We start from the raw sequence: 20,737 nt of genomic DNA, 5'->3' as shown, positions 1-20,737 counted from the left end.
GTGTAGATGGGACTGTTTGGGGTCGACATCAGACGGGCAGCATTCGGAGCAAGCACAGCTCCAAGCGGGCGTTCAGCACTCCAAGCGCAACGCGAGGCTCCCCAGGCGCGCTTTTTGTCGGGCTGGCTTTCCCGCAGTTCGCGACCTTTCGGACGGCGGCGCGGCGGCAGAAGGTCGGCCAGGGGGATGGTTCTGGTGAATAGCCAGCGCTGATCGACGCCTAACTCGTCGAGCCTGACGATAGATCCTCTCGCAATTTCAGGTCACTAGCCGGGAAATCCGCGCTCTCGCCGACCGCGTGACACCCATAGAGAAAATCCTCCCCAAGCCAGCGTTTGTCCTTGGCAATTCCGTCGAGCGCGAAGCGAAAGCTCAACTGCGCCGAAAGATCGGTCCAGTCTTCGGGTGTTAGATGCAGGGCCGAGATCCAATCGTGGACGTAGCGGCATTCATCAAACGCGATGACGTCCACAAACATAGGCGTCACTTTGGTTTCGGCTACATATCGGAAACGCCGGGTCTCACGCACGTTCGGGTGAGTTGGGTAGGCAAGCTGGGCGAATGTTGGATAGAAGCCGATTTCGGACGTGGGGACATCGCAAAGGAAAGGCATACGTGCCCGGTACGGAAACTGGCTGATGCGCTGCATCGCTTCTGACCACAATATGTGGTCCTCGCGCCACGCGTAGTAGACGGCCATAAGGTCTTTAAGGTCCTTGATATGCGGAATGGGTAGCTTACCAACCAAGGCTCGGTGCCAATCCTTGATCAGCTTATCGGCGCCAGCGGGAGGCGGCCCAAAGTTGCTATCAACCGGATAGAAACCACAGGCGGCCAACGTCCAGAGTAATGAAAAACGCTCAGATTCGCCAATAGCGTCGCCATCGCAATCCACATGCTCGCTCATCGCCTCTTCGTCTAGGTCACCTCCCGCATCCCAGATCTTGTCGGCAACGTCCATCTCATCGTCAGTTTCATCGACGGCTACGTCTGGATCGTCGAATTCGTCATTGTTGTTGCTTCCAAGCGCCTCTTCGTTGAAGACGACCAGGCGCTTTCCACGAGCGATGGCCGCCTTGAGGTCGTCGTTGAAGGCAACCTTCCACAGGTCGCTGCTCAGCAGGCGAGCCATCGGCGCGATAATAGTCGCTAAGTCCATTAGGCTTCGCGTGATGAACAGACCATAGTAGCGATCAAAGTTAGCCCTGACCTCGTCGATGAAATCCTCGGGTGGCTCGTCGTCGCCCCATTCTTCCACGGCTTCGCGCGAGAGATTGAACAAATAGCTATGGGCTTGGGCCCCCTCCACGCTGCCTCCCTCTTCCGACTCCAAAAAGCTCTTAGGGTAGAGGTAGGCGGCGACGAGGAAGCTATAACGATCAAGATCCTCAGCGGCGGAAACGTCCGGCCGGGCGAAGTTGCTGACGAGCACTCCTAGCGGAGCCAACGCGCAATGCCGGAACATTGTGGCCAGGACGCGGGCGGTGTTGGAACTGCGGCTTGGAAACGGGCCACAGGCATCGAAGTAAACGATGTCGAAACGCCGTGGCGTGCCGATGAAATAATCCTCAATACTCGCCGGAATGAATTTTACGCCGCGTGCCTTCAGCTCGCGCAGAATGGCGAGACCCTGGCTCGCGACCTTCTCCTCGACCTCGAACGCCCAGATGTTCTCAGGCCGCACCCCCAGCTCCAGCAGTACCCCAAGATCGTTCTGTGGTTCTGGACCCGCAAGGTAAGCAATGGTGATCTCGTCTGGTTTCCGAGTGCCTATGGCCGAGGCGCGGAACGTTCGCCAAGAAATTAGGTCTTCGTCCTCGCAGGCCTCGCCTGCTAGTTGGTCGCCCTCAATCTCGCTGTTTAGCAGGGCTTCACGCACGCGCTCTGGATGGTCGCTCGGCACGATCGCCGCAGCGTCGCGTCGCGACGTCACCAGTTGGACGGCATGGGTGAGGGAAAGTCTCCGGGCTTGGTCTTTGGTGGGCTGGTTGTAGGATGGGGGCTGGGAAGCAGACATCATCGCTCGATTATGTGAGGTGTCGGTTTTGGCTAGCGATATTTTCGGCTGCGACTGTTGCCAAGCGTCGGAGCCGGCAATCGTAGCCAGTCCATCTGACAGATGTTGTTGCAGTAAAAGCTAAGGCCGCGAAGTTCCAGGAAGATCCATCCGCTAGCTGTACCTGGTAAAGTTCAGTCTCAGCACACGCGGCTACGACCTGGACCACGTCGCAACATCCTATCTCTACGGGGTCTCTACATCAACAGCATCTAGGTCGTCGTCAAGGTCCGCAATCGAAACGGCATGTTTTCCCTTGCCGGCTTGCTGCAAGTTCCGTTTTAGCGACCTCAGGGTATTTACATAGTAGGATTCCGCTGCTCGCCAGTGACGGAAGATACGGCATCGAATTTTCGAGACGAATACCTGCGGCTCCAGAGCTAAGAAGAGCGCGGAAGTCGACGAAATGTTGTCAAATATTTCATCTCTCAGTTCGTTGCCTTCAGGCAAGTGCGAGGGGTTAAAATTCTCAAATACGAAGTTGCGAATGGCTTCTTTGTGCATACGCCATTCTCGACCTCCAACCTCTACTGCCTTGTTGTCGTCGTATGTGTGCTCAGGGCCTGACGTCCGCAAATATTTGAACATCTCGTGGGTGCCGTGGTCAAACATTTCGCTTGAGATTATTACGACGTCTACGTCTGAGGTCTCGGCGAAGGGCTTTCCGAATTTCTGGGGAGACGGGCTGAATCCAAGCTTTGCGCTCCCAACTATGCAGACGTCCTGGTAGCCGATCTTGAACCGATCGGCGACCTGCTCGCGAAAAATCAGATACTTCATCGGACTGCTTGCGAACACGAATGGAGTACCCTCCAGCAGGAAAACCTTCGCTACGACATCGAAATTGTCCATCGCTAGGAGTAGCGACTTCAGGTCATCCGACTCAAGCTTGCTCGTGTTCAAGAGCAGTTCGAGCAACTTTTTCTGATCGGCCTCCGGTGCCTGTTGTCCAGATTTTGCCATTCATTGCCCTCCCTGGCGTTAGATATTAAGATTCCGTCGTGATAGCAAATAGCATCAGTCAGCTGGATTTGCGGAAGAGCGCCACAACAGTACCAATTGTCGACTTCCAGATAGATGCGGCTTACATGAAGTTTCTGAAATCGTACACTTCATCGACCATCATCGGATTCCGCTGGATAATGTCGGCAAACGCCTTGGAGTAGCCTAGGGTCACGGGCAGCTTCTTGTAGAGTGTATTGTTGTTCCAATCCATTTTGGTGAGGCCGAGGATCCCGGTGCAGGTCGCATGCCAGCCACCTTCGCCCGAGAATCGGCGCACCAGGACCGGCGAGGGCGTGGGCTTGAGCGCACCCTCCTTGTAAACATCCTTCGTCGGCCCCTGCGTGTGCACTCCCTTCACGCTCCCCTGCGTCCAGAGCAGCGCCTCGTTGGAACTGACCGGGATATACGTGCCGCGCGTGACGGGATACCCGTCGGGCTTGTCGTACATGTTGTAACGTATCCCCTGCCACGGCACGTTGCGCACGATCTGGACCAACTCGACGTCGGTGCCGTCCCGGAAGCTATCTATGGCGCCGAGAATTTCCTCTTCCTTGAACTCGGTGTTCTTGTGAACGGTGATCCTGCTCGGCGACTTGCCGAAATGAGCGCGTTGATAAATCTCCAAACTGCGGGACAGAACAGCCTGCATGTCCAGGTATGAAAGGTACGGGTTCTTGCGCTTGTCGAGTGAACTCGCGCGAGTGTCGAAAGCTACAAAGCGAAACCCCGTTCCATCGGGATCGAACACTTGGCTGCAGCAGGTTGTGTAATGGCTGCCCGCGCCATCTGATTTCATGGCATAGCTAATACCGATGAAGGCCTCGTCGGAATTGAGACCTGCCAACTTCCAAGGGACCCCGCCAGCCTTGGCATAGGCCGCTACACTTAGGCCCCACATGACATTAGCGCGGCATGTCCGGTCGAAGCTGTTCTGACGCACGATCTGGATCGGGATGTCGGACGGTGCGCAGTATGCTTTTAGGTAGTCGTGAAAGTCGAAGTTCTCACCTTCAAAGCAGGTGGCCCAACTGGGCGGCAGATAGATCAGCGCGACATCGAAAGAACTGCGCAAAGTTTTGAGCCGGGCGATGCACTGGAACAGTTCGGCCGCAAGGCGCTCCTTGGCGCCATCGCGCGCATACTCATCCAGTGCGTCCGGAAACGACAGCACCAGGCGCTCTTCCTCCGGTGCGATAGGTATTCGAAAGAGCTGGGAGAAGCCGGGATAGTTCGGATAATAGTTGGTGGCCTCCCGTGGTCTGGCAGGACGCTGGAGCTCCGCGACGAGGCCGCGGAGCTTACGCATTTCCCGCTCGGGCGCGAGCAGCGCTAGGCGCAGGCTGCTCGGAGATGCGTAGCGCATCCCGTAGGGGCCGTGCGCGATCAGCCCCATCAATGGATGCTTGCCCAGCTTGTCGCCTGCGAACCGCAGGTCTGGTTCGGGCACGGCAGCATACCCGGCAACTTCAGAAATAAGAGCACTCATGCAGTGAGCCTCCTAGAGAATGCCGTGCGGGTGCTGACCTTGAAGGTCGGGTTCTCGGCATCGTCGCCGTTCTCGAACGGGCGGAAGGCAAGATCGGCATTGCGCCGATCGCTGTCGAGTATAATATTCGTCCATGCCTGCAGTAGTTCGTTGTGCTTACCGTTGAAACGCTTGGCTTTGCGCTCATCTAGGAAGTTAGTCGCGACCGCGCGCGCATGCGGCGGCCAAATCCAGATGTCCGGCTCCAGCAATAGCCAGTCGCGCCCTTCCTTGCGGTCGAGCGACACGCGCAAGGACTCTGCCCAACGAACCTTGTCCGGCTCAAGTCGAAACTCGGTAACCGGACTGAAAAGCCCCGAGATTGTTCCGGAAGTTTTGCCGACGATTTGCTGCAAGGGGCTCAAGCTCCCCACATCCTCCGCATAGGGATCGGCAATGATGAACCCGGAAGACGGCTTCATCCGGGGTAGCAAGGGACGCCCCCTCGTCAGCGCCAATATCAAAGCCTCTTCGATGAAGGGCTTGAAGTGCAGATTCTCGGGCGCCTGATAGTCTGCAGGCAGCGCGGTTTCGCTTAGGCCTGAAAGCTTGTCACCAAAACATTCCTCAATGTCGCGCCTTGCCCCCCAGCACCAGACGCTCGCGCCTTTAGTCACGACGATCGACTGGCGCCACTCGCGCACCGCATCCCGTAAGTCTGCCCATTCCTGTGGCACCTTGAATGTCAGCTCTAGGCAGCGCGTAGGCAACTGCACCGGTAATCCATTCAGGCGTATCAGTGGCTTGGCGCCTCCAACGGACGGCAGCGGGATTTGCACGCTGGTCAACTGCGCTTTGCGCACCTTAGCATCAACCGCGGCAGGCTTACCGTCGATGCTGCGCCACAGCCGCGACATGAAAGCGTCAAATGTTTCGATCTCGACGTACGACGCTTTCACGCCCGCACTCACGGCTCTCTCAAGCAGGGCTGCTACCGCTGGATGTACGGGCGAGCCTTTCATCCCAGTCCAGTATAGGCCCTGTGGAAACGGGTTAGGCGCACTGAGAACATCGCTCATGAGTTCCATGACGCTGGCATCCCGCCCGCTATAGCCGCAAACGACCAAGCCGAAGCGCGTTCCCGAAGCAACGAAAGCTTTCGACAGTTCGTCGTTCTGCGTTGCCAAGTCGGCGCTCAAATTCTTCAGGCTTTCGAACCTGAAGTCACCGTGTAGCTTGCAGTAGAACGGGTACTCCTCGTTGAGGAAGGCGTTGGCGGCGGACCCTGTCCCTTCCAAGGAGTATGCCTGCAGCGACCCACCGCCGACTTCGGCTACCGCCCGCTCCACGACGCTATCGAAGTTGGTCGTAAAGACGGCTCGGCACATGCCGGCGGTCAGCAGGCCGCCGAGCACCCGGTTGCCGATCGACAGAGTTACCTTTTCTTCGGATAGGATGCCCCTGAGATAGCGGCGCTGTCGCTCATGGTCCGCACCGAATATCTTCCAGAAATAGGTCGAGTATTCTTCGTCCGACCACAAAGCGGGAAAGCCGCGGGAGTCCATGAAGGACTGAATAGTGGATCTAACAGCATCGTTCTGGACATCCTGCGGCGACACCTCGCGGTTCTCTTCGCGTATGTAATAACGGCGCTTCATGTCCCAGATTATGTCACCGGCTGTAGGCAGGCCGGCCGTACGTGATGCGCCCGCGCCTAGAAACCATGCGAACTGAGCTGGACGTTCCGAGATCAAAGAAATGAGCTCTGACTGAATCATGATCCTCGTTGCGCTTCTTTGGAGTCCGTCCCTACTTTGCGAATCTGGATTAGCTACAACGGTAAGTTATAGGGTATCTCGTGTTCACGTCTATTGGATCCGACTCATACAGATGTTTTAGCAACGCTCAGCTCGAAAGATTTCACTGTGTCTCCCATCCCAGCCCGCCAGGGGCTAGTGGGCTGGATCGAAATTAAACGCGACGAGATTTCAACAAAACATAACGTCTGCTTCTAGACCCTCAAACGTCGGATCCGATTGGCCGAATTGGAGACGCAAAGCGGATACTATTTCCGGCGCTGGTATCTGCAGAGTTTGTGAGGTGGATTTGCAATCGCCGATTTGCGTCTTCACCGTCTCAGTCATTCTGTGGCAAGAACTATTGCCATAGATCGAGTAGCAACGGGGTGGGGAAAATGACCGAGAACGATTCTGAAAGCGCCCAGGCAAAAACGCAGAGCCAAAAGATCAGGAGCTTAATCCGGCTACTGGCGTCATCAGTAATGGCGGCGCTTATGATGAGCCTTATAGCAGGATCGGCCTCCGATCTTCTTTATAGGTTTTGGAAGCCAGAACAGGTCGCCGTCTGGCAGCTTTCTGACATCGACCATAAAGCGATATTGGACCGCCTCGAGAAATCAAGCGCGGATGCCGCGACATTGAAAGAGATGGTGGCGGACAATCCCAAGGCCGTGCAACTGGTGGAGACCCTGAAGGCGGATATCTCCGCAACAAAGGAATTGCTGCGTTCCCTGCCTTACGTTGAGCGCAGCGCTTCTCTTGATTTGGTACCCGATGTGTTCAGCCCTGCTCACGCCCAACAAGTGGCTCAGACGGCGCCGGCCGAAGACCACTCGCTCAACATGTTTCTTTACATCATCCTCGGGCTGGTCTCATTCGTGCTGGTTGTGTTCTGCCTGATGTATGTCTTCTCGACGGACAAAACGAAAACCGCCTTTGCAGAAAAAACAATCACTACGATAATCGGCTTCGCGCTCGGCATGTTGACCGGCTCTAATACGGGAAAACTTAGGTAGCTTCGGAAGCAGCAGGAGCTACGGAGTAAACTTTGGGCTTACTGCGGAAATACGCCCGGCGCCGCCGTTTCTTAGCGCCGATGCGCCATGTATGTGATGCAACGATATCGCGATATGTCTCGAACCCCTCCTCACTCTGCGGGGTCCGCTCTTCCGCATAGAATTCATCCACACGCTCTTGCAGAACCTTGGTGTCACCTTGCTCAAGGCTGCAATTGAATATGTCGATTGCCTCGGCGGGTGGACGGGTCTTTTCATCATTAAGAGAGAATCCTGCCTCAGCTACTGCCACCAGAAGGCCATCGAAAGCAACCCTGAGCGCTTCGGGGTCATTTCCCGACAGGCAGATGTCATCCATATATACGGACACGGTTATCGAGGGGTCGAGTCCGCGCAGATAGTTGCCGACCGCAGATTTGGATAGAACCAGCGTCGCAAGGATGGGCGATTGAACGAACCCGTAAGGAATGACATAGCCGCCGCCATAATACGGGTTCTTTACCGTTGACCACTTCGCATAATATTCGGCACGGAAGATGCCCAGGTCTTTAAGCACGCGCTTCAGGCGGTTGCGCTGAATGCTGTAAAAGAAGCGGGTTATGTCAATGCGGCAGAAATACTTGTTCGCGCGATGCCGGTGCAGCGCAAGGACGTGAGAACCGTCCTTGAAATGATAGATGAAGCTATCGAAGGTGTGCGCCTTGTTCACTTGGCGTTTGATGTCAAATCCAAGCTTCTCCGAAAACGGATTGGGCGCGTAGATCGGCTTCCCGTTGCGCATAAAGGAATATAGGAAGTTTTCGAACTGTACGGCCATAGTTGACAACCTTGCTGAGCAGATCCAGAGCGACATTGATAATCTCCAGAGAGATGTACACGCCGGTCAGAACCGCTACAGCAAGGTCGAGACGCTTTTGAATTTTATTCATGGCGAATCCTCCATTGCGAGACTTCAGCAAACTGCAACCCATGTTTAACCATGGAGTCGTCAACTGAGAGAACAGGGAAGTCTCGAAGCTCGTACATCAGGACAACCCGAAGGTCGACTATCAGTAGAGAGCCGTGGAGCCGCAGCCTATTGCTAAAGTCCTCTGATATATATTTGCGGGAAGTTGCATTTTCAACTCCCTGCAAGTGACCTCTTGAGATATTTTTTCGGTCATTGCGCTAATTCTTTCCAAGCCAACGCCGCAATCAGGCCCACCAAGAGGACAATCAAAAGGAACAGCGCCAAGCGATGTCTTGCTTTAGCGTTCTCTCGATGAATCTCCAGTATTTTGTCTACTGTTAGGTGACGATGCGGCATTGGAACGTCTTTAATTGGCGGCAATGGCCCCTGCTTTAAAAGCGCGAACAAGATAGCCACGAAACACGCCATCACAAATGCGGCGAGCGTCAAAGGCGAATTTACCGATTCAATAGCTGACCACATGGCACAGCAACTCCATTCCTGCACCTCGTATTAAAGTGCTTGGCTAATTCTCTCGATTTTTTGCTTACGAAGTCAGCTTATTAAAAACGCCGGACACAACTGAATCGTTCACTTATCAAAGCGTGGCACTTCGTTATTGAGTGCTGGTTACACGGTTTAACTCTACAAGCATTGCGCCAATCTTCCGAGTTTCCAAAACATCGCGAGCGCCTATCGAGTCCCAAATGAATTCGGGCTCTTTTCTGCTCCCGTTTGGTGAATGTAGAAATGGTCGCCGAAACAATCAGAATAGTCATGACGGCTGGATTTCGCGGCAGCTTTCGTAGTAACATATTGTTTTTACAACATTTTACTTCTGTCAATGTCGAGCGCATTCTGGAGCGCATTTGAGTATGCGGAAACAACGAAAGAGAAAATTTTCGTTGCAATTGTTTGCAAGACGAAAGTTTTTGAGTCAAACGGCGCGATAAACTTTGAATACTTGAGTTTAATCGTATCGGGTCAAGCACCCAATGAGGTATTTTCTGCAATACCGCCGATTTCTCGCAGTAGTCCCTGTCAATGTAATTTATACCTACTCCACAGCTATATTTGCCGTATGCCACCGGAGCCGGAGAAGAGGTCAATGCAATTCCGCGCGCGTAAACGCTCTGCAGGTCGTGAACGACGCCGCATGATGGAATTTCGATATGTGTGAAGAGATGCATGGCCCGGCTCTTTCACCAAAAAACAAAAGTAAAGAACATCGGGCTGCTTGCTGCGCAAAATATCATAACGCGGACGCCCCACAAGGGGGCTAACTAGGTCGGCGCCGAGGCCGGTACCACATGCCCCCCACCTGCTCGCTGAAAATGCTGTCAGATTTATTTTCGAGTCGAGGAAAGCGTTTAAACTTTGAGTCTCAGAGGCACCGTCAAGTGGCGCCGCGCAAATTGGCTACCCACCTAGCCGAAATGCAAAAGGTCCACGAAGGGCTTGTGCATTTGATTTCATGCGGTTTGACTTTCTCTCTGCAGATGTCTTTCGCCCCGTGCATCTTCAGATAGATCGGCAGCGGCATTCGGATGGTCTCCATGCCGGCATCAGCTTACGGGCGCTCACAGATTCCCTTTTTAGCGGCGACCCATTACCCATCCACATCTAGTAGTTGCATTATGACTGACGGTAATGCACGATTTCGGCGCAGTGCGAGAAGGGCGTCAAACCTCCGACATGGAGGTGCAAAGCGGAAATAATTTCCGTCCTCGTTCGGCTCTCTTCACCCACGACATTGCGCCTGCATTCGCCGACACCGCTTTCGGATCGAGTGGATGATCTTCTCCAACAGCCTCGCCGGATCACCAGCCGGAGCCTCGACGTGTGGCACCACCTCATCGCATGCGGCACTGACACGCTCGGCGAGTTCTTGCACCCGCCTCACCGTCGATGCACTGCTCAGTCCAACCTCGTCGGCCAGCCCCTGCCAGTCTGCGCGCCGTAAATCCGAAGCGTTGAACCGTCCAGCGATTCCCTGAGCCAGGCTCTGATCGATCTGCCGATAGACGGCTGCGCACATCAGATCATACAGTGGTGCCATCTTCGCGGACCCACCAGCACCGATCAGGACGGAATAGTTCTTGGCATGCGAATCCGAATTGCAGATCAACACGTTGAAGATGACCGCATCTAGAAGCGTTAAACGTGCGGAAGGCGAGACGAGATCGCTGATAGCACCGAACATCATTTTCAGGGTCACGCCGCGTCCTGTCGAGGATCGCTCGTATTTTTGCGACGGGAAGTGACCCGTTAGCTGGCAAAGATCTTCCTGATGAAGCCGACGGATCTCGCCTTGTGGATCGGTGAAACGGTCATAGCGCTCGACCAGCAGATAGCGTCGGTTACCCGCGATCCCGATCGTCGCTTCGGCTGCGTCCAGCCCGCAGGCACGCGCCAAGGCAAGGCAGAAAGCTTCGTTCTCGACACTGCCCGCAAGCCGTCTTGAATCCGGCTTCAGAATATGACTTGAGGGTGTCCCATCGACAGGAATGGAGATGGCACCGCCCTCATCCACAAAGACCGGCAGCTTCTCTTGAACGCCCGCGAGAGACATCGAGACGCCGCGTTCGCCGACCAGGAAAGGCTTTGCCGGAAGCTCGTCCAGGATGCGCTCCAATGCCCCTAGATCCGGCAGGGGCTGGAGATGAATACCCGGCTTACGGGGAGCACCAATCGACAATGCGCCGGCCGTGTCCCTCCCGATGTGACCGAGCAGGCCAACGATGTCCTGGGGGGACACCTTCAGCCGCTGGCCGATTTCGGCGAGATGGGTTTCCGGGAGCAGATTGGCGAGCCAGGGCAGCAGCCTGTCGGCAGCAACCGGGCCTGAACGGAGCGGCATGGTGAGCGATACCGGGAAGGCTGAGCGGCGCGCTTCCCAACTCGGGTCATAGTCCAGTCGCCACTCGCTGTCGAAGGTCAGATGGGCGACGGGGAAGGTTTCGTAGAAGATCGTCGTCATCGACGTTCACCGAAGGTCGGTAAGAAGCCCAGGTCATCGTCAGGCGAGGTCGTCGCTGCTTGGACCGTCCGGAGATCGCCGATCTCGATGCCGACAGTGCGCGCTACGATCAGGGACTTTTCAAGCTGGCAGCTCGGCTTGCCGGATTCGAGCTCGACGATGAAGCGCTCGCCCGTGCCGGACCGAGCGGCCAACTCGGTTTGCGTCCAACCAAACGCCTTACGTTTTTCCCGAATGGCAGCGCCGAAATCGCGTGCGGACCTGAACATCGCGCATCTCCTGAGTTGGCTTACCGTACAGGAAGATTTTTCGAAGATCAATATGATCCTTACCGATCGGGAAGCAGGCAAGGATGACCACAAAAATCACCCCGATCGGGAAGTTTCCCGTCGCCGCACGACGTCGGGAATAGGGCCCTTGAGATCCGAGTATCGCGTGTGGTACACCTGCGGGTATCGTAATTTCCCGAACGGGAGCAGAGGCTTACGAGAAACCCTTGTTTCTCAGGTATCGCGGGCCTAATTGGCGGAGAGTCCCACCCTCTCCGCCAGTTTGGTCCTTCGGCCGTAAGGCTTTTCCCGATATCTGCTAAATATGTTCTATCTTCGATGCCGGTGGGGAAATTGGCTAGGGCCACACCCGAGGCACAACCTCGCTATCAGGCTTCGTGAAGAAGGCAGCGGGGAGATCCCGCCGCATCCATTTAGTGTAGATCGACCCTGCGCCAGGGCATCCGCGAAGGATGGATGTTCTGGAGGAAGCTGACAATGTCTCTTCTCCCATACGTTCCGCGACGGCTGGCACCTATTAGCACGACTGGCTGTCCGAGCCGGAGGCTGAGAGCGGAAACAACCTTGTCAGCTTGGTGGCGTTTAGAGATCACATAGTCCTGCACCGCCGCGACCGCAAAGTTGACGCCTTGCTCTCGGATAAGGGCTATTTGCCATTGAGCCATCAGTTCGCCCTCTTTTTGATGGTTGTCTCTTGCTCACTTCCAAGATGCTTCCGGCGTTTCAGCACTTCGCTTACGCGGCCTGGATTAACACCGTAGCTCGCCGCGATATGGTGCTGGAATTCACCAGACCAGTGGCGCAACCAGAAACATACAGCATCATTAAAGGACAACCTTGATGGCTGTGGATATTCCGTCTGAATAGCCCCTAGATTTGTAGACACCTTCTTTCCCAATTTTGAGGCAGGAAGAGCATCATGAGCAAATCGAATTTCAGGGAAGATTTTAAGTGCGACGCCGTGCGTCAAATCACGGAGCGAAGCTATCCGGTTGCGGAAGTTTCTCAGCGCCTCGGGTCCACCAGCATTCCCTACATGAATGGAAGAAGTTCGCGGCGTCGAACGTCAAGGGCAATGCCGAGGCTGAGGAGATCAGGCGGCTGAAGAAGGAACTGGCTCGCGTCACCGAAGAGCGAGACATATTAAAAAGGCGGCCGCGTATTTCGCCAGCGATACAAAATGAAGTACGCATTCATTGCCGGCTATTCACTGACTAACTCTGGGGCAGCATCCGTTAGCCTTCCTGGGCAGGGGCCTTTCGGCTCGCAAGATCATCACTTGTGACGAAGCGATGAACTCAGGCGACGGACGCTGGGTCTATATCGCCGGCATCATCTTCGTTCGACAGAAACCCGGATTGGCCAAAGGCGTGATGTTCATCATCATTGAGGAGAAGACGGAGCCTGCCAATCTTGTGGTCTGGCCGGCGCAGTTTTGAAAAGCGCCGGCGGGTTGTGAGTTCGAACTGGCTCAAGGCGTCAAAGCAGAAACTGACGTGAAGCAACAATTCTCTGGTTGGCGATGATTGTAGGAAAAGGGAGTCGCCTCCCCTCCCTCGGTCACTTGATGAGGCCGGCTTTCTTGCTAAGCGTTGTCAGCGTCTCCGAGGATTCCTTAACCAGAGCTTCAGTCTCTGCGGTGTCCTTATAGGCGTAACCGATCGATACGGATTTGTAGGCCTCTTTCAGTGCCGGATCCTTCATCGTATCGGCAAGTATCCTTTCCCATCCGGAGGCGATCTCTGCCGGCGTCTCCTTCGGCAAAACAAGCGCCCGCCAGACCGAAAGTCCGACATCGATGCCGCTTTCCTTGAAGCTCGGCACGTTGCCGAAGCCTTCAGGCGCTATCTCCCCATTATGGGCGATGACCTTGAGCTCGCCGCTATCCACCTGGGCCTTAACCTCAGAGGGATAAAGAAGACCGATCCCGATATCACCCGAGAGAAGGCCAAGCAGGATCTGCCGGCCACCCTTGATCGGGATCCTACGGAACTTTGCGCCGGTCGCTTCCTCGAGGGCAAAGCGTACATAGTCCTGGTTACCCCAGTTGCCGGACACGCCGATGTTGATTGTCTCAGGCTCAGTCTTTGCCTTTTCGATCAACCCCTTAATATCGAGTTCGGCAAGCGGACCTTTCGCCGAGACGACCAGCAGATTCGGGTCCTCGGAGATTTCGCCGACATAGGTAAAGGAACTTCCGTCGTAGCGTACGTTGTCGAGACGGTACTTGTCGGTGACAAGCGATGTGGATACCTGGCCTAGTGTCTGGCCGTCCGTCTTCGCCTTCATCATCTCGTTATAGGCAACGACACCGCCTCCTGCCGGCTGATTGACGATAACGATCGACTGTCCCGCATGCTTCTCCATAACCCTTGCCAAGGCACGGGCGTTGGTGTCGTGACCGCCGCCCGGCGTCGACGGCACGATGAGGGTGACGGTGCCCGTCGGCTTCCAGTCGGCGGCTTGTGCCGGAAAGCTGGATGTCGACGCCAGCGCTACGGCCGCAGCAAAATAAAATCGCTTCATTGGTACCTCCCTGAATTGATTGATGGCCGACGTCCAAAGGCCGTCGGCTCTGAATTGGTCAGTCGTAGCGCTTGCGGAAGAGCGGACGCAGTTCCGAGATCGGACGCTTGGTGCGGATCAGGTCACGCATGACATCCTCGGCTTTTTCGATGGCGATTGCCTGCTCCAGAACCTCGTCAACAAGTTCGTAAGGAACCGCGCAGAAGCCGCTATCGTCGGCGGCGATCAGGTCGCCCGGATAGACGACGATGTCGTGGACGGTAACAGGGCCGTTGATTTCGATCGCTTCCATGCGGAACTTGCCGGTGATCGGCGTCAGGCCCTTGCACCAGACGGGATAGTCGAGCTCATGAACGGCATTGAGGTCACGGATTGCGCCGTTCACGATCGCGCCGGCGAAGCCGGTCGTCTTGGCGACGAGGCAGGACTGGCCGCCCATATTGGACACTTCGAGATTGCCGCCGAAATCGGAGACAAGCACGTCGCCGGCTTCGCCCATATAGTATACTTCGCGCGTCGACATCTTGATCGGATCTTTGTCGTGCGCGCCCTGGGTCGGGGTCTTGCGCTCCGGGATGCTGCGCAGCGTCACGGCTGTGCCGGCGATCTTGCGGCCGGGCAGCAGCGGCTTCACATGCGAGGCGGCGACCGTGCCGCGGATGCCCATGCTGTCGAGGACGTCGGAGACCGTCGTGGTCAGGTCGGCAAGCGCGACGTATTTGTCTGTCGTTTCCTTGGGAACCCGCGGGAACTTGATCTTCTTGATCCGCTCCGGCGGCACCTGTCCCCAGATACGGCCTGCGGCCTTGTATTCCTCATATTCCTCCGCGACCGTCTGAGCCGACGGGGCGATCTGCTGTGCGAGCGTCATGGTAACTTCCTTTCTGCTGGAAAGACTATTCTTCCTGGAAAGCGCTCTCGCGCTTCTGGCGGAACTTGGATGAAAAGAGCAGGACCAGGAGCCCGACAGTGAGGGCGAGGAGCCCGCCGCTGACCGGCCTGGTTACGAAGGCGGAAAAGTCTCCCGCCGATACGAGGAGCGCGCGCCGGAAATTATCTTCCAGCATCGGCCCGAGGATGAACCCGAGAAGCAGTGGAGCCGGCTCGAAATCGAGCTTGCTCAGAATGTAGCCGAGCAGTCCGAAGCCGATCATCAGATAGATCGCGAAGGTCGAGTTCTGAATCGAGAACACACCAACAGTGATGAACACGAGGATTGCGGGGTAGAGCAGCCGGTACGGAACCTTGAGGAGCTTCACCCATATGCCGATCATCGGCAGGTTGAGGATAACCAGCAGCACGTTGCCTATCCACATCGAGGCGATCAGCCCCCAGAACAGCTCCGGGTTGCTGCTCATGACCTGCGGGCCTGGCTGGATGTTGTGGATCATCATGGCGCCCATCAGAAGCGCGGTCGTGGCGTTGGCCGGGATGCCGAGCGTCAGCATAGGCACAAACGAACTCTGAGCTGCGGCGTTGTTGGCGCTTTCAGGCGCCGCCACGCCTTCGATCGCACCCTTGCCGAACTCGTTCGGGTGCTTGGAGAGGCGCTTTTCAATCGTGTAGGCGGCGAAGGACGACAAGAGCGCGCCTCCACCTGGAAGAACACCGAGGATGGCGCCCAGTCCCGTGCCACGCAGCACGGCAGGAGCCGAGCGACGGACATCGTCCTTGGTCAGCATGAGGCTGTCGATGTTGCTGGTGACGAGTTCGCGCGTGTCACTTTTCTCAAGGTTGCGCAGGATCTCGGTGATGCCGAACACACCCATCGCGACCACGACAAAGTCGATGCCTTCCGATAGTTCGAAAATGCCGAAGGTGTAGCGTTCGGCGCCTGAGTTGATGTCAGTGCCGATCGTGCCGAGGAGCAGGCCGAACACCACCATGGAAATAGCCTTGATTGGAGACCCGGACGCGAGCACCACGGCCGCGACCAGCCCCAGCAGCATCAGTGCGAAGTATTCGGCGGCGCCGAAACCGACGGCGATGGAGGCGAGCGCGGGCGCAACGGCTGCCAGCAGCAGCGTGCCAACGCATCCTGCAAAGAGAGATCCCAGGGCGGCGATCGTCAATGCCTGACCAGCCCGGCCCTTGCGAGCCATCTGGTAGCCGTCGAGACAGGTAACGACGGACGAGGCCTCGCCGGGCAGGTTGACAAGAATCGCAGTTGTCGAGCCGCCGTACTGAGCTCCGTAGTAGATGCCGGCCAACATGATGAGCGCGGATGTCGGCTCCAATGCGTATGTGATCGGCAGCAGCATGGCGACGGTGGCGACGGGGCCAAGGCCGGGGAGGATGCCGATCAGCGTGCCGACGACGGCTCCGACCAAGCAGTAGAGCATGTTGTCGAAGCTGAAGGCAACGCCGAAGCCGACAGCGAGATGGTTGAGCAGATCCATCAGAAGCCCTCCGGGAGCAGCGGCATGGGCAAGCCGAGAACCTGAATGAAGACAAGGGTGGTGGCGATCGAGATGATGAGGGCAGATATCACGACCTCGACCGGCCGCCGATCCGGCGCGGCTAAGCCACCGATAAGGACAAGGCCGGCGCAGGCCACAGGGTAGCCCACGATTGGCAATGCCAGCCCGAACAACCCGATAGCGCCGAGAACAAGAAGCGCCGGCTTTAACGCGAAAGTCGCGAACGGATTTAGATCGTTTGATGAGGCTGATCGTAGCCCGAGCACCACAAGGACCAGACCGAGGATCGCCAGCAGAAACGCGAGAGCCAGCGGAACGAACCCGGGTCCCATCATGTCGAATGTGCCGAACTCGTAGTTCCGGCCGGTGACCAGGAAGAAGCCGGCGACGAGCAGCAGCAATGCTCCCGACTGAACCTCCCTATTGCGAATTACGTTATGCATTGTCTCCTCCATGCATCCGGCGTTTACCGGTTCTTCTTATTCGGCACGCATCTAGTCGCCCGCCGCGGTGATACGGGGCGACAGATATTCACTCTCCCGCTTCAACAACTCCTCGCAGAGATCCGCTCGTGATTGCAGATGGCCGATCGGGCCGGCGAGTGTCAGCGCACCGACCATGCGGCGGTTTGAATCAAGGACCGGCACAGCCATAGCCAAGGCTTCTCCGGTCGCTTCGCCGACACTGGATGCGAAACCCGAACCCCGTATTTCCATGATCGCGGCGCGTATCCGGTCGGCATCGGTCAGCGTTTTGTCTGTCAGCGCTTCCAGTGTTTCCTGATTCAAGACAGCATCGAGGTTTTCCGTAGAGCCAAAGGCAAGCAGGACCCGACCTGTCGCGCCGACGTGTAGAGGTCTTATCTGACCTTCGTCGACCGCGTAGCGAACGCCGTGCCGTGGCTCGCTCTTCGCGATGACGAGTCGTTGTCTGCCGCGTACCACGGAGAAGAACGCCGTAGCGTCCGCATTAACCGACAGCTCTTCGAGACGCGGCCGCAGCAACGAGACCATGCCTTCGTACTGCTGCTTCATCGTCAGCCCGAGTCGATACGCCTTTGGGCCGAGCTCGAACGTGCCCGGACCCGGGTTGATTACCAGGTAACCGGCAGCCTCCAGCGTACCGACGTAGCGAAGGATGCGGCTTCGGCCCAAGCCTGTGCGATTCATCAGATCCGAGAAGCGCAACGGCGCAGTCCCTTCGAACGCGTCGAGGATTTTGAGGGCGGCAAGCACTGCCGTTACGTAGCGTTCAGATTCTTTCATTTGTCTACTCTGTAGATATTATGTCTATTTTGTACGTAGAGCCTGTTTTAGTCAAGCCGAAACAATCAGCGCGTGGTCGTGCGCTTTGTCAAAATTGATTTGTGTCGAGGTAGGGCGCAGCGGATCGATCGATGTTGCTGGTGTCGAGCCACGTCGAAGGTGGGTTGCTGACGGAAGACGGGCCAGACAAATACCGCTTCTTCAACGCCTATATAGCGACCTACGGCCAGCGCGATGCTCCCGGCGGGCTGAGCATTTTCGGATATAGACGCAGCGAAGCCGAGCACTTCCAGAATTATTGGAATAGCGACGAAAGCGATGATGCGAGAGAATGAGGCGAATTTACTTCTGGTTTCGGGCTGGTGGATGAAGGCGATCACGACGACTATGGTGGCGACGACTCCAACCTGGATACCGACATGGCAGATAATGGCGGGATATCTTAGACATTCCGATTGGCTGACTTTGAAGATTTCAGCTCAAAACTGCTTCAACAGCGGGCATCGTGTGTACCGCTGTTGAAGGAAATCCAGGCTATTTGCGCGGCTTATGCTTCGCGATACTTGAGGGCGTCAGCATCGGTGATCTTTCGTATGACGCGTGCAGGATTGCCCGCTACGAGGGTCAATGCCGGCACATCTCTGTTTACGATAGCACCAGCAGCGATGACGCTGCCTTGGCCAACAGTCACGCCTGGGAGAATTTGCGCGCCGGCGCCGATCCAGACGTTGTCTTCGATCGTGACAGGATATGCATACTCCAGCCCCTTGTTACGGCGTTCGGCATCGAGGGGATGACCGGCACAGCATATATGGACGTTTGGCGCGATGAACACGTTGTCACCGATCGTCACCTTCGTGCAGTCCAGAATGACAAGGTTCACGTTGGCGTAAAAATTCTCTCCAAGAGAAATGTTGAAGCCGTAGTCACAGTGGAACGGCGCCTCGATAACAAAATTCTCGCCCGTCTTGCCGATCAGCGAACGGAGAATCTTTCGACGCTTTTCGCCTTGGCTCGGCGGTGTATGATTGAATTCAAACAGGGCATTCTTGGCGGTGTCGCGCTGGGCAAGGACTTCCTGATCGTAGTTCGCGTCGTAGAGCAGGCCAGCGGCCGCCTTTTCCATTTCCTTCATAAAACTTCCTTTCATTTTGGCGGCAGGGGCGCCGCGGGTGTCACGTGAGGTCGTGGAGGTCTTTTCCTATTGCCGGACCGAGCTGCCATTCAGAGAATCGCACGTCCAGGCCCGACCGTTCCGGCGTGCAGCACATGGGACCAACGAAATACTTGGAAACTTTTGGAAACGGGCAGAGGCGTACCAATGGCCATGTCTTGCCGTCGCCGGATGCCTGGATCCGCAACACGCCGTCCTGGACAGTCACACGCATCCAGAAGTCTGACGGGTTGCCGGTGTATTGTCCCGTTGCCCAATCCGAGGTCTCATTGGTCAGGACGCTACCAAGCAGTCCGTACCCGTCCGAGAACTCGATCCCGGTTTTGACCCAGCGACGATCGTCGATCCTGACCATGAGGCCCGCTTGGTCGTAGAGGTGGTCAAACTGGGCCTGGACCCGGACTTGCGCGGTAAACCCATCCCCCGTCTCGAAGGCATAAAAGTGACCACTATCGCGGATAAAGCCATAATAGGTCTGGCGCCAGAAGTCGGTGTTCGGGTCAGTCGTCACCAGGAGTTCGTCACCCTCGATGGCGAAAGTATGCGGCTGGTTGTGCCAGCGACCACTTCTGAGAGTTTGCATGCGCGGCTCCTTATCGATTCCGACTGACGGCGGGCGGGCGTGATTTCACGGCCGGAGCAACGACGGTGGCGGCGATGACCAGCCCGAGCACGACCAGCATAGCATTACGAAGGCCGTAGCTCTCTCCGATCACCCCGAGCAGCGGCGGCCCGACAAGGAAAGCGATGTAGCCTCCAATGGTCACGATCTTCACCCTCCCTGTCGAATTTGCACCGGAATCACCTGCCGCTGAGATCGCGACCGGGAAGCCAAGGGAGGCGCCAATGCCCCAAAGGAAAACCGACAATCCAGCAAGCACAGGATGATGTGAGAAGATCACTAGACCGAGGCCGATTGCTCCCAGAAAAGCGCTGGTCCGGATCACTGCGGCTCTTCCAAAGCGTTCGAGGGCAAAGCCACCGGTGAAGCGGCCAACAGTCATGGCCGACGCGAAGAACAGAAACACAAGCGATCCTGTTGTCGGGGAAAAACCGTGTTCATCCACCATCAGGATCGGCAGCCAATCATTGGCAGCTCCTTCCGCAAGCGCCATGGCCAGAACAATGACGGCAATCGCGAGCAGTCGGGGATCGCACCAGAATGCATTGTCATCTGTCGATTGAAGATCAACGGTCTCATGCGTCTCTCTCGCCTCACCCGCGGGGATGTGGCGGATAAAATGGAGGATCGCCGGTGCGATCAGGACTGCGACGACGGCAAGGTGCCATTCCACGGGCAGTGCGACTGCATTCGCTATCAGCCCAACGACCGCGCCGCAGACCGTCCCGAGACTGAAACATCCGTGGAGGGCATGCATGAGCGGCCTGCCGGATTGCTTCTCGACCAGAGCCCCATCGATGTTGATTGCGATCTCCGCAAGGCCCATGCCTAGTCCGAACAGGCCGAGGCCGAGGGCAACGATGATGGCTTCGCCGCCCCAGGTGCCGGCGGCGATCGTAGCGATGCCCGCAGCCACCAGCCACGTGCCGATATGGGCAACGGCCTTCGTCCCCATCCGGCTCACAAGCAAGCCGGACAGCAGAATACCGGCCATGGAGCCGATCGACAGGCCGAGAAGAACGAAGCCCATTTCCACTATCGAGGCTCCGATGCGATCCCGAATAGCGGGCGTGCGCGTCACCCAGGATGCCATTGCGACGCCCGGTATGAAGAAAAACACGAACAATGAGAAACGCCTCTGGGAAATTGTGGACATAGCGGACTTTCGAT

General features: G+C 56.6%; 20 protein-coding genes and 2 pseudogenes. 4 read left to right on the top strand and 18 right to left on the bottom strand.

What is annotated here, in order from left to right; translation table 11 throughout:
* Positions 1-220: 220 nt before the first annotated feature.
* From JNB91_RS09935 to JNB91_RS09920, 4 genes are all read right to left on the bottom strand, one after another.
* Entirely contained in the window at positions 221-2,017 is a 1,797-nt protein-coding gene (locus JNB91_RS09935) for a class I SAM-dependent methyltransferase (protein ID WP_220325348.1), read from the bottom strand.
* Between the two features lie 225 nt (positions 2,018-2,242).
* The gene (locus JNB91_RS09930) at positions 2,243-3,019 is read right to left on the bottom strand and encodes a hypothetical protein (protein ID WP_220325347.1); all 777 of its coding nucleotides are present in this window, start codon (positions 3,017-3,019) and stop codon (positions 2,243-2,245) included.
* 121 nt (positions 3,020-3,140) lie between these two features.
* Positions 3,141-4,547: an argonaute/piwi family protein gene (locus JNB91_RS09925; protein WP_220325346.1), complete on the bottom strand. Its 1,407-nt coding sequence runs from the start codon at positions 4,545-4,547 to the stop codon at positions 3,141-3,143.
* On the bottom strand, positions 4,544-6,304 hold the full coding sequence (locus JNB91_RS09920) for an SIR2 family protein (RefSeq protein WP_220325345.1): 1,761 nt from the start codon (positions 6,302-6,304) through the stop codon (positions 4,544-4,546). Before JNB91_RS09920 ends, JNB91_RS09925 begins: the two co-directional genes overlap by 4 nt.
* Before the next feature lie 416 nt (positions 6,305-6,720).
* On the opposite strand from JNB91_RS09920, the gene JNB91_RS09915 reads away from it, so the two are divergent.
* Positions 6,721-7,341, top strand: a complete 621-nt coding sequence (locus JNB91_RS09915; protein ID WP_220325344.1) for a hypothetical protein — start codon at positions 6,721-6,723, stop codon at positions 7,339-7,341.
* Here JNB91_RS09915 and JNB91_RS09910 read toward each other — a convergent pair.
* From JNB91_RS09910 to JNB91_RS09885, 6 genes are all read right to left on the bottom strand, one after another.
* On the bottom strand, positions 7,334-8,122 hold the full coding sequence (locus JNB91_RS09910) for a reverse transcriptase domain-containing protein (RefSeq protein WP_223218122.1): 789 nt from the start codon (positions 8,120-8,122) through the stop codon (positions 7,334-7,336). The two genes, JNB91_RS09915 and JNB91_RS09910, sit on opposite strands and share 8 nt — an antisense overlap.
* A complete protein-coding gene (locus JNB91_RS09905; RefSeq protein ID WP_220325447.1) occupies positions 8,064-8,270 on the bottom strand; it encodes a hypothetical protein in 207 nt (68 codons plus the stop codon). Before JNB91_RS09905 ends, JNB91_RS09910 begins: the two co-directional genes overlap by 59 nt.
* Positions 8,271-8,500: 230 nt before the next feature.
* The gene (locus JNB91_RS09900; protein ID WP_220325343.1) at positions 8,501-8,773 is read right to left on the bottom strand and encodes a hypothetical protein; all 273 of its coding nucleotides are present in this window, start codon (positions 8,771-8,773) and stop codon (positions 8,501-8,503) included.
* Between the two features lie 1,258 nt (positions 8,774-10,031).
* Entirely contained in the window at positions 10,032-11,270 is a 1,239-nt protein-coding gene (locus JNB91_RS09895) for a type II toxin-antitoxin system HipA family toxin (protein WP_220325342.1), read from the bottom strand.
* On the bottom strand, positions 11,267-11,539 hold the full coding sequence (locus JNB91_RS09890; RefSeq protein ID WP_220325341.1) for a helix-turn-helix domain-containing protein: 273 nt from the start codon (positions 11,537-11,539) through the stop codon (positions 11,267-11,269). Before JNB91_RS09890 ends, JNB91_RS09895 begins: the two co-directional genes overlap by 4 nt.
* A 685-nt stretch (positions 11,540-12,224) precedes the next feature.
* On the bottom strand, positions 12,225-12,530 hold the full coding sequence (locus JNB91_RS09885) for a hypothetical protein (RefSeq protein WP_223218132.1): 306 nt from the start codon (positions 12,528-12,530) through the stop codon (positions 12,225-12,227).
* Here JNB91_RS09885 and JNB91_RS30690 point away from each other — a divergent pair.
* Both JNB91_RS30690 and JNB91_RS09880 read left to right on the top strand, forming a co-directional pair.
* Positions 12,480-12,761 (top strand): annotated as a pseudogene (locus JNB91_RS30690) (transposase); the annotation flags it as partial. The gene JNB91_RS09885 and the pseudogene JNB91_RS30690 sit on opposite strands and share 51 nt — an antisense overlap.
* A gap of 13 nt (positions 12,762-12,774) precedes the next feature.
* Positions 12,775-13,060: pseudogene (locus tag JNB91_RS09880) on the top strand (hypothetical protein); the annotation flags it as partial.
* Between the two features lie 60 nt (positions 13,061-13,120).
* On the opposite strand, the gene JNB91_RS09875 reads toward JNB91_RS09880, so the two are convergent.
* The 5 genes from JNB91_RS09875 to JNB91_RS09855 all read right to left on the bottom strand — a co-directional run bounded on the left by JNB91_RS09875 (position 13,121) and on the right by JNB91_RS09855 (position 17,771).
* On the bottom strand, positions 13,121-14,086 hold the full coding sequence (locus JNB91_RS09875) for a Bug family tripartite tricarboxylate transporter substrate binding protein (protein WP_220325340.1): 966 nt from the start codon (positions 14,084-14,086) through the stop codon (positions 13,121-13,123).
* Between the two features lie 58 nt (positions 14,087-14,144).
* Positions 14,145-14,957, bottom strand: a complete 813-nt coding sequence (locus JNB91_RS09870) for an RraA family protein (protein WP_220325339.1) — start codon at positions 14,955-14,957, stop codon at positions 14,145-14,147.
* 25 nt (positions 14,958-14,982) lie between these two features.
* The gene (locus tag JNB91_RS09865) at positions 14,983-16,485 is read right to left on the bottom strand and encodes a tripartite tricarboxylate transporter permease (RefSeq protein WP_220325338.1); all 1,503 of its coding nucleotides are present in this window, start codon (positions 16,483-16,485) and stop codon (positions 14,983-14,985) included.
* Positions 16,485-16,907: a tripartite tricarboxylate transporter TctB family protein gene (locus tag JNB91_RS09860; protein ID WP_220325337.1), complete on the bottom strand. Its 423-nt coding sequence runs from the start codon at positions 16,905-16,907 to the stop codon at positions 16,485-16,487. The genes JNB91_RS09865 and JNB91_RS09860 overlap by 1 nt, the downstream gene beginning before the upstream one ends.
* 93 nt (positions 16,908-17,000) lie before the next feature.
* Positions 17,001-17,771: an IclR family transcriptional regulator gene (locus JNB91_RS09855; RefSeq protein ID WP_220325336.1), complete on the bottom strand. Its 771-nt coding sequence runs from the start codon at positions 17,769-17,771 to the stop codon at positions 17,001-17,003.
* A gap of 131 nt (positions 17,772-17,902) precedes the next feature.
* Here JNB91_RS09855 and JNB91_RS09850 point away from each other — a divergent pair, with 131 nt between their 5' ends.
* The gene (locus tag JNB91_RS09850) at positions 17,903-18,106 is read left to right on the top strand and encodes a hypothetical protein (RefSeq protein WP_220325335.1); all 204 of its coding nucleotides are present in this window, start codon (positions 17,903-17,905) and stop codon (positions 18,104-18,106) included.
* Between the two features lie 212 nt (positions 18,107-18,318).
* On the opposite strand, the gene JNB91_RS09845 is transcribed toward JNB91_RS09850, so the two are convergent.
* The 3 genes from JNB91_RS09845 to JNB91_RS09835 are packed head-to-tail and all read right to left on the bottom strand — an operon-like array spanning position 18,319 to position 20,723.
* Positions 18,319-18,906, bottom strand: a complete 588-nt coding sequence (locus tag JNB91_RS09845) for a sugar O-acetyltransferase (protein WP_223218120.1) — start codon at positions 18,904-18,906, stop codon at positions 18,319-18,321.
* A 40-nt stretch (positions 18,907-18,946) separates the two neighbouring features.
* Positions 18,947-19,528 (bottom strand): DUF1349 domain-containing protein, encoded by a 582-nt coding sequence (locus JNB91_RS09840; protein ID WP_220325333.1) that lies wholly within the window; start codon positions 19,526-19,528, stop codon positions 18,947-18,949.
* A gap of 10 nt (positions 19,529-19,538) precedes the next feature.
* A complete protein-coding gene (locus JNB91_RS09835) occupies positions 19,539-20,723 on the bottom strand; it encodes an MFS transporter (protein WP_220325332.1) in 1,185 nt (394 codons plus the stop codon).
* Positions 20,724-20,737 lie beyond the last annotated feature (14 nt).

Origin of the sequence: Aliirhizobium wenxiniae, assembly GCF_019511445.1 — a bacterium.
In the GTDB taxonomy this organism is placed as follows: Bacteria; Pseudomonadota; Alphaproteobacteria; order Rhizobiales; family Rhizobiaceae; genus Neorhizobium; species Neorhizobium wenxiniae_A.
The sequence above is the reverse complement of the archived record's forward strand: the minus strand, read 5'-3'. Positions and strand labels throughout refer to the sequence as shown.

What these genes read in the sequence shown, in the direction of transcription:
- JNB91_RS09935 (WP_220325348.1), bottom strand. Translation starts at nt 2,017, where the DNA reads ATGTCTGCTTCCCAGCCCCCATCCTACAACCAGCCCACCAAAGACCAA.
- JNB91_RS09930 (WP_220325347.1), bottom strand. Translation starts at nt 3,019, where the DNA reads ATGGCAAAATCTGGACAACAGGCACCGGAGGCCGATCAGAAAAAGTTG.
- JNB91_RS09925 (WP_220325346.1), bottom strand. Translation starts at nt 4,547, where the DNA reads ATGAGTGCTCTTATTTCTGAAGTTGCCGGGTATGCTGCCGTGCCCGAA.
- JNB91_RS09920 (WP_220325345.1), bottom strand. Translation starts at nt 6,304, where the DNA reads ATGATTCAGTCAGAGCTCATTTCTTTGATCTCGGAACGTCCAGCTCAG.
- JNB91_RS09915 (WP_220325344.1), top strand. Translation starts at nt 6,721, where the DNA reads ATGACCGAGAACGATTCTGAAAGCGCCCAGGCAAAAACGCAGAGCCAA.
- JNB91_RS09910 (WP_223218122.1), bottom strand. Translation starts at nt 8,122, where the DNA reads ATGCGCAACGGGAAGCCGATCTACGCGCCCAATCCGTTTTCGGAGAAG.
- JNB91_RS09905 (WP_220325447.1), bottom strand. Translation starts at nt 8,270, where the DNA reads ATGAATAAAATTCAAAAGCGTCTCGACCTTGCTGTAGCGGTTCTGACC.
- JNB91_RS09900 (WP_220325343.1), bottom strand. Translation starts at nt 8,773, where the DNA reads ATGTGGTCAGCTATTGAATCGGTAAATTCGCCTTTGACGCTCGCCGCA.
- JNB91_RS09895 (WP_220325342.1), bottom strand. Translation starts at nt 11,270, where the DNA reads ATGACGACGATCTTCTACGAAACCTTCCCCGTCGCCCATCTGACCTTC.
- JNB91_RS09890 (WP_220325341.1), bottom strand. Translation starts at nt 11,539, where the DNA reads ATGTTCAGGTCCGCACGCGATTTCGGCGCTGCCATTCGGGAAAAACGT.
- JNB91_RS09875 (WP_220325340.1), bottom strand. Translation starts at nt 14,086, where the DNA reads ATGAAGCGATTTTATTTTGCTGCGGCCGTAGCGCTGGCGTCGACATCC.
- JNB91_RS09870 (WP_220325339.1), bottom strand. Translation starts at nt 14,957, where the DNA reads ATGACGCTCGCACAGCAGATCGCCCCGTCGGCTCAGACGGTCGCGGAG.
- JNB91_RS09865 (WP_220325338.1), bottom strand. Translation starts at nt 16,485, where the DNA reads ATGGATCTGCTCAACCATCTCGCTGTCGGCTTCGGCGTTGCCTTCAGC.
- JNB91_RS09855 (WP_220325336.1), bottom strand. Translation starts at nt 17,771, where the DNA reads ATGAAAGAATCTGAACGCTACGTAACGGCAGTGCTTGCCGCCCTCAAA.
- JNB91_RS09850 (WP_220325335.1), top strand. Translation starts at nt 17,903, where the DNA reads ATGTTGCTGGTGTCGAGCCACGTCGAAGGTGGGTTGCTGACGGAAGAC.
- JNB91_RS09845 (WP_223218120.1), bottom strand. Translation starts at nt 18,906, where the DNA reads ATGAAGGAAATGGAAAAGGCGGCCGCTGGCCTGCTCTACGACGCGAAC.
- JNB91_RS09840 (WP_220325333.1), bottom strand. Translation starts at nt 19,528, where the DNA reads ATGCAAACTCTCAGAAGTGGTCGCTGGCACAACCAGCCGCATACTTTC.
- JNB91_RS09835 (WP_220325332.1), bottom strand. Translation starts at nt 20,723, where the DNA reads ATGTCCACAATTTCCCAGAGGCGTTTCTCATTGTTCGTGTTTTTCTTC.